The following is a 13,142-nucleotide window of genomic DNA, read 5'->3' as shown; positions in this document are numbered from 1 at the left end:
TTTATTCATTTTCAGGGATGGTTGCTGTTCAATTATCAATGTTCTTGTTTTGCTTGTTGTCAACTTGTTTTGTCGACTTAAATAATCAATCACACTTTCTTTTGTTTGTCAATGTCTTTTTTATCTGAGAAGTTTCAAACGGAGAAGGAGGGATTTGAACCCTCGCGCCGCTATTAACGACCTACTCCCTTTCCAGGGGAGCCCCTTCAGCCACTTGGGTACTTCTCCAAGCAACAGCTTACAGGTGATTCATTATTTAAAAACGGAGAAGGTGGGATTCGAACCCACGGTCCCTTTCGGAATCACCGGTTTTCAAGACCGGCTCCTTAAACCACTCGGACACCTCTCCAGTTGTTTGCTTCGTTCCGTTTCCGTAACGCGCTCAATTATAATATCATTGTTGTTTACATATGTCAACAATATTTTTCAACTTTTTTTATTTTTTTATTTTTCGTGAAGTGAAAAATTTATTTTCACTTCATCTTATTTATTTTTAACAATTTCTAATCATTTATACATGCTTATTTTGCATTAGGCACTCGCATAGTATTATATCTTCCGGTGTTGTTATTTTTATATTATCATATGCACCTTCTACAAAATGAACTTTAGCATTCCCATATTTTTCTACTACCATTGCATCGTCTGTAATTAATGCATTGTCACTTCTTTCTATATTCTCATAAGCCTCTCTTATTAATTTATCTTCGAACGCCTGTGGTGTTTGTGTTATCCAAATTTGATTCCTAGGTGGAGTATCTATTACAATTCCTTTTTCATCAACTATTTTGATAGTATCTTTTACCGGTACTCCAGCTACGCATGCTTTGTATTTTATCGCTCCATTAATACAATTATCAATTATTTGCTGATTTATTAAAGGTCTTGCGCCATCATGAATCAGAACATAATCGCATTTTGTTTCTTTTAATCCATTATATACAGAATTGTACCTTTCTTTTCCCCCTTCAATTATACTTGATACTTTTGTTAAATTGTATTTTTTTATTATATTTTTGCAATAATCTACATCCTCTTTAGATGTTACCAATATTATTTCATCTACCATACTCTTCTGAAAAGCATTTAAAGCAAACCATATCACTGGTTTGCCTTTTATTGTCATAAACTGTTTTTTTGTTTTGCTTTTCATTCTACTTCCACTACCTGCAGCAAGAACAATAGCGTTTACTTTCATATTTTTCTCCTAATATCAATGGTTTTAATTTTTCTACTATAATTAACTGTGCACACTAAATACAAATATGGTTATAACTATTACTGTTATATATAGTCTTGTTACACAATTAATTTTATTTTTTCAAAATCAAACTATCTTTCACCTAATTTCAAGTTAGGTATTGCATTTAAATCCCATCCATCTCTTTTTCCATTTATGTATTCGTAGTATGCAGCTGATCCAATCATAACCGCATTATCAGTGCACAAAATTGGTGACGGATGATAAAATTCTATATTTTCTTCTTTACATTTTTGCTCAAAAGCTGCTCTAATAGCTGTATTTGATGCCACTCCACCTGCGATAGCCAATTTATTCATGCCACTTTCTTTAACAGCCATCATTGCATGTGTCAATAATGTATCTACTACTGCATTTTGAAACGATGCTGCTATGTCTGCCGGTACTATTTTTTCTTTCTTCATTTCCGCCATATTAATCTGATTTAATACTGATGATTTTAAGCCACTAAAGCTAAAATCATAAGCGTTATCTATTATTTTTGCCCTTGGAAACTCATAAGCATGAGGATTTCCCTCTTTTGATATTTTATCAATTTTAGGTCCACCCGGATATCCTAAACCGATTGCTCTTGCCACTTTATCAAAAGCTTCTCCTGCTGCATCGTCTCTGGTTTTCCCTAAAATTGTATATTTACCATAATCTTCTACTTTTACAAGGTGTGTATGTCCTCCTGAAACAACCAGACAAATAAATGGTGGTTCTAACTCTTTATTTTCTACGTAATTTGCACAAATATGTCCTTCTATATGATGTACTCCAATAAGTGGGATTTTTTTTGCAAAACTAATAGCTTTTGCTTCAGCCACTCCAACTAACAGTGCTCCAACTAATCCGGGGCCATATGTTACACCTATAGCATCAATATCATCTAATGTGCTTCCTGCCTTTTCTAAAGCCTCCTCAATAACATAATTAATATTCTCAATATGTTTTCTGGAGGCAATTTCAGGCACAACTCCACCATATAGTGTATGAAGATCTATTTGAGATGAAATTACATTTGACAATGCTTCTCTTCCATTCACAACAACTGCTGCCGCTGTTTCATCACAAGAACTTTCTATAGCTAATATCTTTACTTCTTTCACTTTTATACCTCGTTATTCTTCTTCAAATTTCAAATCGACTGACATTCCATCCTTGCCTGCTTTAGCATTCGGGAATATTTTTGTGACTGTATCCATGTAAAGCTGTGGTTTTACAAGTGACGGACTATAGTGAGTAAGCCACATTTCATTCGGATTTGCTTCTTTTGCAATAGTAGCTGCTTCCTTAAAAGTCATATGCTTATATTCTCTAGCTTTTGCTTCTTTATCAGGTTCTCCATACATGCCTTCGCAAATAAACAAATCAGCTCCTGTTGCTGCTTCAACAATCGCTTGAACAGGTCTTGTATCAGTTGTATAAGTAACCTTAAGACCCTTTCTTCTTTCACCCATAACCATATCCGGAGTATATTTTTTATCTTCATAAATTATTGTTTCTCCTTTTTGGAGCAATCCCCAACATTTAACGGGTAAATTAAGTTCTTTTGCTTTTTCCGGATTAAATCTTCCTTTTCTGTCTATTTCAATTGAATATCCAAAACATGTTACATTATGCTTTACCTTAAACGCGTTGATTTTGTATTCTCCAATATCAATTATTTGTCTGTCGCCGCTTAATTCGATAAAATTAATTTCAAATGGCAATTCTTGAGCTATCATTCTCAAAGCCTTAACAACTTTTTCAAGACCTCTTGGTCCTATCATAGTTAATGGTTCTGTTCTTTCTGCATTTCCCATAGTCAGCAGCAATCCCGGCAATCCACTTATATGATCTGCGTGAAAATGTGTTATGCAAATAACATCTATAGGTTTAAACGACCAGCCTTTTTGCTTAATAGCTACCTGTGTGCCTTCCCCACAGTCTATCAATATATTACTTCCATTATATCTGCACATTAAAGCTGTAAGCCATCTTCTTGGAAGCGGCATCATTCCTCCTGTGCCTAACAAACATACATCCAGCATAAATTTCTCCACTTTCTATAAAAAAATTTTTATTAATAATTCTTTTAATGCTCTTGTTAACTCTATGTTGTATAATAGCACAAAGACTTTTTTATGAAAAGGATGTAATTTTTTATACCTGTTCTAACATATAATAATCATCCTCTACTGAAATATATTCTGTAACGTCAACCGGATATTTAAATAACGTAGCTATCGAATCATAACATTCTTCACATAAATCCATTGTATGCATCTGTAAATCCTTATTAGAAAAATAACCCCATTTTCCCTGTAATCTAATTATTCCTTCCGTAACTATTCCATTTGTCATCTGCATTTTCTTTCCACATTTATGACAAAAAATTTCATATTTACCTTTGCTATTCATCTTTTTCATATTTTTAATCCTTTCTTTTGATGCAATCATCATATTATTTTTTTCGACAAAAAAATAGTGGAAACCTTTGGCATTCCACTATCTAGAAGTATATTTATATTTTTAATAGCATTATAATTGCATCTTCTACCGGATGTTTATAGTATTTTTTTCGTTTTGTAATACTTTGAAATCCAATTTTTTCATATAAAAATATTGCGGCTTCATTACTTTCTCTAACTTCAAGCATTATTTCCTTAATTTGTTCACTTTTAGCATCTTTAATAGCCTCTTTTAGCAACTGCTTAGCCACACCTTTTTTTCTCTTATCTTTTTTTACAGCTACATTCGTAATATCAGCGGAATTCATAACCTTATAAACGCCACAATATCCTATAACCCCTTCTTCCTCTATAGCGACATAAAATGCAGTATTATCTAATTCTAGCGAATCTTTAAATGCTTTTTGTGACCACGGAACAGAAAATATGCTCTCTTCAATCTCCGCTACCTGGGCTATATGCTTTTCGCTCATCTTTTCTATTTTTACCATATTACCCTTATCCTTTATCTGTATAAAACCAAATTATGAAAACTGTTTTATTTTTCTTCCTTCTTTTGCTTTTCAAGCATTTCCCTTTCAGCCTGTGAAAGTCTCAAATAATCAGGTCTATGTTCACTAGCCTCCTCTATTTTTCCATTTTTATAATATATTTGTGCCAAAGCTGCAAGTGACGATGCTCTTTGTCTGTTCATATGGCATGGGGCATATAAATGCTCAGTTTTCATTTTTTCATCTATAATTTCTCTATATGCAGGCACTCCATCTCCCAAGAACATTACTGTTTTTCCTCTCTTATCTAACTCATCAATCAAATCTTCTACAGAAATTGTGCACTGTTCTTTTAATATTTTCATATGCGTCTGTTCAAAGTAATATATTCCAGTGTATACCTGTTGACGTCTTGCATCCATAATCGGACAAATAATATAATTGCTGGAATAAAAATTATATGCCATAGCATCGATTGTCGGTACATTTATTATCGGCTTATTAAGTGCTAATCCAAATCCTTTTGCTGTAGCGCTTCCTATACGTAGTCCGGTAAATGAACCCGGTCCTCCTGTTATTGCTATAGCGTCTATAGTTTCCATGTCCAATTCTATCATTTTGCTAATTTCATCTATCATTGGCAACAATGTCTGCGAATGTGTCTTTTTAAAATTTATTGTATATTCTGCCGTTAATATATCATCTGTTACCACTGCAACTGATGCCACTAACGAAGAACTGTCTATTGCTAATATTCTCATCTTTATTCCACCGTTATCTTTCTATAATCTAATCCTTTTTCTAAATTCTTTTCTATCAAAACTGTTGATGCATTGTCAGGAATCAGTTCACTTATGAGTTTCGACCATTCTATCAGACATACTCCTTCTCCAAAGAAATAATCCTCATATCCTAATTCATACATTTCCTCAGGGTCACCAATTCTATATACATCAAAATGATACAACGGAATCCTGCCTTCTTCATATATTTGTACAATTGTAAAAGTTGGACTATTTACGCATTCTTTTATGCCAAGTCCGCTTGCAAATCCCTGTGTAAAAACAGTCTTTCCAACACCTAAATCACCATTTAGGCAAATTATTTGTCCTGCTTTCGCAGATTGTCCTAACTTTCTCCCAATCTCAAAAGTTTCATCAGGCGAATTTGTTTCATATATCATAAATTTTATTCCTCTTTTCTTTTATGGCAAAACATATTGTAATGCCAGAGTCAAAAGGTCTAAGCCCATATGAGCTTTTCCTACACAACAAAAACATTTGCATAACAAACAGCAAATATTTGTCAAAACAAAAAGATATTGTTTATAATCACCACATAATTATAAACAATATCTTTTTACATTTCAATTTATTTATTTCTAGAGTTTTTTTATAAATGTGCTTATTCTCTTATATAATATTCCTGTTACAATTCCAACTATTATTCCTTTAAATACATTAAATGGTGCTACTGCAACCCAAACAAAGCTCCATTTATCTTTAATTATCGGATTTACTTTTGCTCCTTCTTCTATAATTGCTTCTAACGGCATAAACTTTTCATAAAACGGTAGCATTACATAATAATTAAGAATTGCGCCTGCAACTGCCATTAACACAATACCAACTACTATCCCTATGAATGCTCCCTTTTTAGATTTCTTAAATTTATATATTATTCCCGCCGGAACAACAAGGCAACATCCTATGCAAAAATTTGCCAATTCTCCAACATAACCTGTTGTTGTCCCTTTAAGTAATATTTTAAGCACAATCTTTATAGCTTCCATAATTATTCCTGATACAGGTCCCATAATAAATGTTCCTATCAAAATAGGTATCTCACTAAAATCAAGCTTATAAAAAGACGGCGCTATAAACACTACCGGAATTTCTATAAGGACCATGAGTATTGCAGCAATAGCCGCGAAAATAGCCATCAACGCTAAATTTTTTGTTGTAAATAATTTTTTCATTTAATTTTACTTCCTTTCTGAAAATTAATATATTATTTATACAGAGCAAAGAAAAAAAGCACCTGGTTCAGGTGCTTTTCATGAGATTATTAATATCATAATTATTAATCTTATTACTTCTCTCATCCAGACTTTACTGTCGGCTATGGAATCACACCATATCATGCCTTTCGGCTCGCTGGCTTATATGCATTGCATAAATACAGCCGGTAGGGAATTTCACCCTGCCCTGAAGAATTATATTTAATATACGGTTAAAAATATTATTAACACGGTTTTATTCCGCATCATATACTCTATTTACTGGTTAATGCCAATGAATCTCTTGTAAATTGCCTTTATTGCTACTTCAAAATCTTCTTCTTCAACACCAACGATAATGTTAAGTTCTGAAGAACCCTGGTCAATCATCTTAATATTTACTCTTGCATCAGCTAATGCTGAGAATAAAATTGCTGCAGTTCCTCTTGCACTCTTCATTCCTCTACCAACTACTGCTATAAGCGCAAGATTGCTTTCGATATAAATCTGATCAGGATGTACTCTGCTCTTAATCTCGTCAATAATAGCTGTTTCCTTGCCTGCTAATGCTTCAGTTGCAATTACAACGCTCATTGTATCTACACCTGATGGCATATGTTCAAAACTTACATTACTCTTTTCTAATGCACGTAATACGTTTTTACCAAATCCGATTTCGCTATTCATCTTATCTTTTTCTATATTAATTACAGACATGCCTTTCTTACCTGCAATACCCGTAATAATATGATCGCAATGTTCAGCTGACTCAGAAACAATCATTGTTCCTCTATCTTCCGGCTGATTTGTATTTTTGATGTTTACAGGAATACCTGCTGCTCTAACAGGGAATATAGCATCTTCATGCAATACTGTTGCTCCCATATATGCTAATTCACGTAATTCTCTATATGTGATAGTCTTGATAGGTTCCGGATTGTTAACTATTCTAGGATCACAAATAAGACATCCGCTAACATCTGTCCAGTTTTCGTATAATTTAGCTTTAGCTGCTCTAGCAACTATTGATCCTGTTACATCAGAACCACCTCTTGAAAATGTCTTTATTGTTCCATTTGGCATAGAACCATAAAATCCAGGTATTACTGCCTTGTTTGTCTTAGCAAGCTTTGGTGCCAATTTTGCTTCTGTCTTAGTCCAGTCAAAATTACCCTGATCATCAAAGAAGATATATTTTCCTGCATCGATAAAATCAAATCCTAAATATTTTGCTAATACTTTACTGTTGAGATATTCTCCACGGCTTGCAGCGTAATCACGGCCTGCCATATGAGCAAATGCGCCTTTAATTATCTCAAAATCTTCATCAAGGCTAAAATCTTTTAATCCTAAGTCTGCAATAATATTGTTATATCTGTCTTTAATCATCTGAAAATATTCGTCAAAATTTTCGCTTTCAGATGCTAATTCATAGCACTTATATAACATATCTGTAACTTTAACATCTTCAATAAATCTTTTTCCAGGTGCAGATGCAACTACAAATCTTCTTTCCGGATCAGACAATATTATGTCTGCAACCTTTTTAAACTGTTTTGCATCAGCAAGTGAACTTCCACCAAATTTAACAACCTTTGTTTCTTCCATTTTCTTTCAATCCTCTCACACCGAATTACGGCCTTTATATTATATATGTTTTTTTATTATAAATTGCTATCAATTATTATTTACATAAACATTAATCTGTTAATGCAAATTTAACTTAATTTAATATCCCTTAATATTATTCTTCAATTCTTATTCTTGTAATAATATTCTCTAATTTTTCTGATGCAGCCTTAAATTCATCTTCTGACATCGGTCTTGTAACAAAACCAATTTCATTTTCAATTCCTGCATCTATGTATGTTACATTTTCAAACGCTTCTTCAATCTTATCTTTTTCATCACCTTCAACACGAACAAAGAAAGACTTTCTTGATTTGCCAAATTCTAATAATTCTAACTTTTCTTTATCCCATATAACTGTCACAGGAATATTCAAATGTCTTACAGCATCTACAACGTCTGATACAACTGCACTTGCTGTTGGAAGTTTTCCTGCGCCACTACCGATAAATACTAAATCACCAACCATGTTTCCTCTTACTAAGATTCCATTTACAACGCCTTCAACGTTAAACAATGGATGACTTGGTGATAATAATCTTGGTGTTACAGATGCAACTATTCCGTTTGCCTCTTTTTTACATTTTCCTAATAACTTTATAGATTTTCCCATAGCTGCCGCATATTTAAAATCTATATCTGTAATATTTGTTATTCCTTCTGTATATACATCTTCAAAATCAACTGATTTGCCATAAGCAAGTGATGCTAATATTGCTATCTTTCTAACTGCGTCAAATCCTTCTATATCTGCTGACGGATTACGTTCTGCATATCCTAATTCCTGTGCCTGTGCTAATACTGTCTGGAAATCTGCACCTTCTTTATCCATTTTTGTAAGGATATAATTTGTAGTTCCATTTAAGATACCTGCAATCTCACAAATTTCATCTGCTGTAATATGCTGATTTAACGGTCTTATAATCGGTATTCCACCTCCAACACTTGCTTCAAACAAGAAGTTTCTGTTGTGGTCTTTTGCAATCTGAATTAACTCTGCGCCATATTTAGCTACTAATTCTTTATTTGATGTACAAACACTCTTGCCTGCTAAAAGTGATTTTTTCACAAAATCGTAAGCTGGTTTTAATCCGCCCATAACTTCAATAACAATTTCAACTTCATCATCTTCCAAAATAGTATTAAAATCATGAACCAATACTGATTCACATGGGTCACCAGGAAAATCTCTAAGGTCTAAAACATATTTTACGTTTATCTCCTGTCCTGCTTTTTCCCCAATCAATTTTTTGTTTGTATCTAAAATTTCAAACACTCCGGAGCCTACTGTTCCGTATCCTAAAATTGCTACATTAATCATTATCTCTTCCTCGCTTGTTTCATTATCATTGCTTATTTGCATAACAAATTTATGTATACACTTTCAAAATTTTAACATAGTTAATTTTATACTGCAACTTATTTTTCGTTACTTTGCATACTAATTTATTTTCCCTGTATACTATTTTGCTTTAAATATGCATTTATAAACTGGTCTATATTGCCATCTAAAACACTACTTACATTCCCTGTTTCTTCATTTGTCCTATGGTCTTTTACCATAGTATACGGTTGCATTACATATGATCTTATTTGACTTCCCCAGCCTATTTCTTTTATTTCTCCTCTGATTCCTGATTTCTTTTCCTGTTCTTCCTGCTGTTTTAAAAGATACAATTTAGCTTTGAGCATTTTCATTGCTTTATCTTTATTTTGCAACTGTGAACGTTCATTCTGACATTGAACTACTATGCCTGTTGGTAAATGAGTAATTCTTATTGCCGATGAGGTTTTGTTAATGTGCTGTCCACCTGCTCCACTTGAACGATATGTATCTATTCTGATATCATCATCATTAATTTCAACATCTAAGTCTTCTTCTATATCAGGCATTACATCACATGAAGCAAATGAAGTCTGTCTTTTTCCTGCTGCATTAAAAGGAGATATTCTTACAAGTCTATGAACACCTCTCTCTGATTTTAAATACCCATATGCATTTTCTCCATTAATCTGCACAGTTATGGATTTTATTCCCGCTTCTTCACCCTCTAGAAAATCTAAAACCTGAGTTGTAAATCCTTTACTTTCAGCCCAACGCGTATACATTCTATACAACATACTTGTCCAATCACAGGATTCTGTTCCACCTGCCCCTGCATTTAACTTTAATATTGCATTATATTTATCATATTCACCTGACAAAAGAGTTTTTATCTTTACTTCATCCACTTTAGAAGCAAATTCATCCATTGAACTTTTCGCCTCTTCAGCAATTTCTGCATCTTCACTCTCTTCTCCCATTTCTATTAAGACTAAAATGTCATCATACAAACTCTTTAAATTATTATATGTTTCTATTGAATCCTTTAAATTTTTGAGCTCTTTCATATATTTTTGTGCTTTGTCCATATCATCCCAAAAGCCCGGAGCTTCCATTGTTCTTTCTAGCTCAATGATTCTTTCTTCTTTATTTTGCAAATCCAAAGCATCTTTTATTTCGTCTAATTCTTTTTCATATGGAGTCAATCGATATTTTATTTCATCTAATTCTATCATCACTCTCTCCTATAATATGTATTGCCCCCTCCCTTCGGTCAGTGGCTATTCGTCGGAAACATTTATAGGAAAAAATGAACTTCGTTCATTTTTTTCTCCTATATTTTTAACAGATATAATTTACTGTTTCAATTTATTGCTTTACTTTCTGTTAACACTAGGAAAGGACAGGTGTTGTCCTGTCCTCTTCCTCTTAATGTGTTCTTCCACAGCAATGTTTATATTTCTTACCAGATCCACATGGACAAGGATCATTTGGATATACCTTAGCAACATCTCTGTGCTTTGGCTTTTTAACTCCTTCATCATCCTTATTTGTTCCGGTAACCTGAGCAACTTCTTCTCGCTCAACTTTTTGTTCTACCTGAAGATGCATTAACATTTTTATTGTTTCAAATCTGATATTAAGAATCATATTTTCAAACATTTCGTAACCCTGCATCTTATATTCTACAACAGGATCTTTCTGTCCATAAGCCATAAGGCCTATTCCCTGTTTTAACTGATCCATATCATCGATATGATCCATCCATTTTCTATCAATAACCTTTAGAAGAACAATTCTTTCAATTTCTCTTATCTGTTCGGGTTCAGGGAATTCTGCTTCTTTATCTTCATATAATTTAACTGCTGCCGCCTTAAGTGTCTGCTTAAATTCAGCCTTTGATAAATTAAGGATTTCATCCTTTGTCAATGAAAGCTTTATTGGCATAATTTCAAGAATACTCTGATTCAATCCAGTAAGATCCCATTCAGATGATGGCTGATTATCTCCAATGTAAGTATCAACTTCATTTTCAACTACATCTGTAATCATCTTAACAATGGCATCTCTCATATTATCGCCGTTAAGAACTTTTTCTCTTTCTGAGTAAATAATTTCTCGCTGTTCATTATTTACTTTATCAAATTCTAATAAGTTCTTTCTAATACCAAAGTTATTTCCTTCAATCTTCTTCTGAGCTCTTTCGATTGTTTTGCTTAATGACTTATGCTGAATTTCTTCATTCTCAGGAACTCCTAATGCATTAAACACAGACATAAGTCTTTCTGAACCGAACAATCTCATTATATCATCTTCCAATGAGATGTAGAATTTAGATTCACCCGGATCTCCCTGACGTCCTGAACGACCTCTTAACTGGTTATCAATACGTCTTGATTCATGTCTTTCTGTTCCAAGTACCTTTAATCCACCTGCTGCTCTTGCTTCATCATCAAGTTTAATATCTGTACCTCTACCTGCCATATTTGTAGCAATGGTAACCGCACCGTGACGTCCTGCTTCTGCTACGATTTCAGCTTCTAATTCATGATACTTAGCATTTAAAACTTTATGAGGAATTCCCTCCTTCTTTAATAATGCACTTATTTCTTCAGATGCATCTATGTTAATTGTACCAACCAATACAGGCTGTCCCTTAGCATAGGATTTCTTTATTTCTTCTATAACTGCATGTAATTTTTCTTTCTTTGTTTTAAATACAGCATCATCATGATCAATTCTTGCTACAGGTCTGTTTGTAGGTATTGCTACAACATCCATGCTGTAAATATCTCTAAATTCTTTTTCTTCTGTAAGGGCTGTACCTGTCATACCGGCTTTCTTATCATATTTGTTGAAGAAATTCTGGAATGTAATAGTTGCAAGTGTCTTACTTTCTCTCTTAACTTTTACATGCTCCTTAGCTTCAATCGCCTGATGCAATCCGTCTGAATAACGACGGCCCGGCATAATACGTCCTGTAAATTCATCTACAATGAGAATTTCATCATCTTTTACAACATAATCCTGATCTTTAAACATAAGATTATGCGCTCTTAATGCTAAAATCATATTGTGCTGCAATTCAAGATTCTCTGCATCAGCATAATTGTCAATATGGAAGAATTTTTCAACCTTCTCAATACCCTGAGCAGTTAATGTTACAATCTTGTCCTTTTCGTTTACAAGGAAGTCTCCATCTTCTTCAATGTCAACACCCATAATAGCGTCCATCTTACTTAATTCAGGGCTTGCTGTACCTCTTTCCATCTGTCTGGCAAGAATATCACAAGCTTCGTACAACTTAGTAGACTTACCGCTCTGACCTGAAATAATCAAAGGTGTTCTTGCTTCATCAATTAAAACAGAGTCAACTTCATCGATGATACAATAATGTAATCCTCTCTGTACAAGCTGTTCCTTGTAAACGACCATGTTATCTCTTAAGTAATCAAATCCTAATTCATTATTTGTTATATATGTAATATCACAATCATATGCTGCCTTCTTAGCATCATGATCCATATCAGCAGTAACACATGCAACAGTTAAACCTAAGAATCTGTGAACCTGTCCCATCCATTCAGCATCACGGTTTGCAAGATATTCATTTACTGTAACAATATGAACTCCTTTTCCTTCCAAAGCATTCAAATATGCCGGAAGTAAACATGTCTGTGTCTTACCTTCACCTGTTTTCATTTCTGCAATTCTACCCTGATGAAGAATAATACCACCTAAAAGCTGAACTCTATAGTGTTCTGTATTAAGAACTCTTCTCGCAGCTTCCCTTACTACCGCAAATGCTTCCGGAAGTAAATCATCCAAAGTCTCTCCTTTTGATAATCTATCCTTGAATTCTGTCGTTTTATCTTTAAGCTGTTCATCCGACAATTCCATCATAGCCGGTCTGTAGCTTTCAATCTTATCTAGCGTATGCTGATTTCTTTTAATCTCTCTGTCACTATAAGTGCCAAATACTTTACTAAATGCGCTCATTATA

At 33.6% G+C, this 13,142-nt stretch carries 12 protein-coding genes, 2 tRNA genes and 1 riboswitch; all 14 genes read right to left on the bottom strand.

Features of this window, described 5'->3' with window-relative positions; all coding sequences use genetic code 11:
• Positions 1 to 139: 139 nt before the first annotated feature.
• The 14 genes from DWX29_RS11350 to secA all read right to left on the bottom strand — a co-directional run bounded on the left by DWX29_RS11350 (position 140) and on the right by secA (position 13,138).
• Positions 140 to 228: transfer RNA gene (locus tag DWX29_RS11350), tRNA-Ser, on the bottom strand.
• A 35-nt stretch (positions 229 to 263) separates the two neighbouring features.
• Positions 264 to 349 (bottom strand) — tRNA-Ser (locus DWX29_RS11345).
• A 162-nt stretch (positions 350 to 511) separates the two neighbouring features.
• On the bottom strand, positions 512 to 1,198 hold the full coding sequence (gene ispD / locus DWX29_RS11340) for a 2-C-methyl-D-erythritol 4-phosphate cytidylyltransferase (protein WP_022089637.1): 687 nt from the start codon (positions 1,196 to 1,198) through the stop codon (positions 512 to 514).
• Between the two features lie 134 nt (positions 1,199 to 1,332).
• The gene (gene tsaD / locus DWX29_RS11335) at positions 1,333 to 2,352 is read right to left on the bottom strand and encodes a tRNA (adenosine(37)-N6)-threonylcarbamoyltransferase complex transferase subunit TsaD (RefSeq protein WP_347497707.1); all 1,020 of its coding nucleotides are present in this window, start codon (positions 2,350 to 2,352) and stop codon (positions 1,333 to 1,335) included.
• Positions 2,353 to 2,364: 12 nt separating this feature from the next.
• Positions 2,365 to 3,276: a ribonuclease Z gene (locus tag DWX29_RS11330; RefSeq protein WP_118565885.1), complete on the bottom strand. Its 912-nt coding sequence runs from the start codon at positions 3,274 to 3,276 to the stop codon at positions 2,365 to 2,367.
• Positions 3,277 to 3,388: 112 nt separating this feature from the next.
• Positions 3,389 to 3,655: a hypothetical protein gene (locus DWX29_RS11325; protein WP_022089640.1), complete on the bottom strand. Its 267-nt coding sequence runs from the start codon at positions 3,653 to 3,655 to the stop codon at positions 3,389 to 3,391.
• 94 nt (positions 3,656 to 3,749) lie between these two features.
• Entirely contained in the window at positions 3,750 to 4,187 is a 438-nt protein-coding gene (rimI, locus tag DWX29_RS11320) for a ribosomal protein S18-alanine N-acetyltransferase (protein WP_022089641.1), read from the bottom strand.
• A 47-nt stretch (positions 4,188 to 4,234) separates the two neighbouring features.
• The gene (tsaB, locus tag DWX29_RS11315) at positions 4,235 to 4,948 is read right to left on the bottom strand and encodes a tRNA (adenosine(37)-N6)-threonylcarbamoyltransferase complex dimerization subunit type 1 TsaB (protein ID WP_118565884.1); all 714 of its coding nucleotides are present in this window, start codon (positions 4,946 to 4,948) and stop codon (positions 4,235 to 4,237) included.
• 2 nt (positions 4,949 to 4,950) lie between these two features.
• Positions 4,951 to 5,370, bottom strand: coding sequence for a tRNA (adenosine(37)-N6)-threonylcarbamoyltransferase complex ATPase subunit type 1 TsaE (gene tsaE / locus DWX29_RS11310; protein ID WP_117910382.1), 420 nt, complete (start codon positions 5,368 to 5,370; stop codon positions 4,951 to 4,953).
• 198 nt (positions 5,371 to 5,568) lie between these two features.
• Complete coding sequence (locus DWX29_RS11305) at positions 5,569 to 6,165, bottom strand: ECF transporter S component (RefSeq protein WP_022089644.1); 597 nt, start codon at positions 6,163 to 6,165, stop codon at positions 5,569 to 5,571.
• Between the two features lie 110 nt (positions 6,166 to 6,275).
• A riboswitch (FMN riboswitch) is annotated at positions 6,276 to 6,406 on the bottom strand.
• Between the two features lie 59 nt (positions 6,407 to 6,465).
• On the bottom strand, positions 6,466 to 7,794 hold the full coding sequence (locus DWX29_RS11300; protein ID WP_118565883.1) for an aspartate kinase: 1,329 nt from the start codon (positions 7,792 to 7,794) through the stop codon (positions 6,466 to 6,468).
• A gap of 136 nt (positions 7,795 to 7,930) precedes the next feature.
• Complete coding sequence (locus DWX29_RS11295) at positions 7,931 to 9,136, bottom strand: homoserine dehydrogenase (protein WP_022089646.1); 1,206 nt, start codon at positions 9,134 to 9,136, stop codon at positions 7,931 to 7,933.
• 125 nt (positions 9,137 to 9,261) lie between these two features.
• A complete protein-coding gene (gene prfB, locus DWX29_RS11290) occupies positions 9,262 to 10,374 on the bottom strand; it encodes a peptide chain release factor 2 (RefSeq protein ID WP_022089647.1) in 1,113 nt (370 codons plus the stop codon).
• Positions 10,375 to 10,567: 193 nt separating this feature from the next.
• Entirely contained in the window at positions 10,568 to 13,138 is a 2,571-nt protein-coding gene (gene secA, locus DWX29_RS11285; RefSeq protein WP_118565882.1) for a preprotein translocase subunit SecA, read from the bottom strand.
• Positions 13,139 to 13,142 lie beyond the last annotated feature (4 nt).

The organism is Eubacterium sp. AF19-12LB, from assembly GCF_003479125.1.
GTDB lineage: Bacteria > Bacillota > Clostridia > Lachnospirales > Lachnospiraceae > Eubacterium_U > Eubacterium_U album.
This window is presented reverse-complemented; position numbering and strand designations above follow the sequence as displayed.

What these genes read in the sequence shown, in the direction of transcription:
- DWX29_RS11300 (WP_118565883.1), bottom strand. Translation starts at nt 7,794, where the DNA reads ATGGAAGAAACAAAGGTTGTTAAATTTGGTGGAAGTTCACTTGCTGAT.
- tsaE (WP_117910382.1), bottom strand. Translation starts at nt 5,370, where the DNA reads ATGATATATGAAACAAATTCGCCTGATGAAACTTTTGAGATTGGGAGA.
- DWX29_RS11295 (WP_022089646.1), bottom strand. Translation starts at nt 9,136, where the DNA reads ATGATTAATGTAGCAATTTTAGGATACGGAACAGTAGGCTCCGGAGTG.
- rimI (WP_022089641.1), bottom strand. Translation starts at nt 4,187, where the DNA reads ATGGTAAAAATAGAAAAGATGAGCGAAAAGCATATAGCCCAGGTAGCG.
- secA (WP_118565882.1), bottom strand. Translation starts at nt 13,138, where the DNA reads ATGAGCGCATTTAGTAAAGTATTTGGCACTTATAGTGACAGAGAGATT.
- prfB (WP_022089647.1), bottom strand. Translation starts at nt 10,374, where the DNA reads ATGATAGAATTAGATGAAATAAAATATCGATTGACTCCATATGAAAAA.
- tsaB (WP_118565884.1), bottom strand. Translation starts at nt 4,948, where the DNA reads ATGAGAATATTAGCAATAGACAGTTCTTCGTTAGTGGCATCAGTTGCA.
- DWX29_RS11330 (WP_118565885.1), bottom strand. Translation starts at nt 3,276, where the DNA reads ATGCTGGATGTATGTTTGTTAGGCACAGGAGGAATGATGCCGCTTCCA.
- DWX29_RS11305 (WP_022089644.1), bottom strand. Translation starts at nt 6,165, where the DNA reads ATGAAAAAATTATTTACAACAAAAAATTTAGCGTTGATGGCTATTTTC.
- ispD (WP_022089637.1), bottom strand. Translation starts at nt 1,198, where the DNA reads ATGAAAGTAAACGCTATTGTTCTTGCTGCAGGTAGTGGAAGTAGAATG.
- DWX29_RS11325 (WP_022089640.1), bottom strand. Translation starts at nt 3,655, where the DNA reads ATGAAAAAGATGAATAGCAAAGGTAAATATGAAATTTTTTGTCATAAA.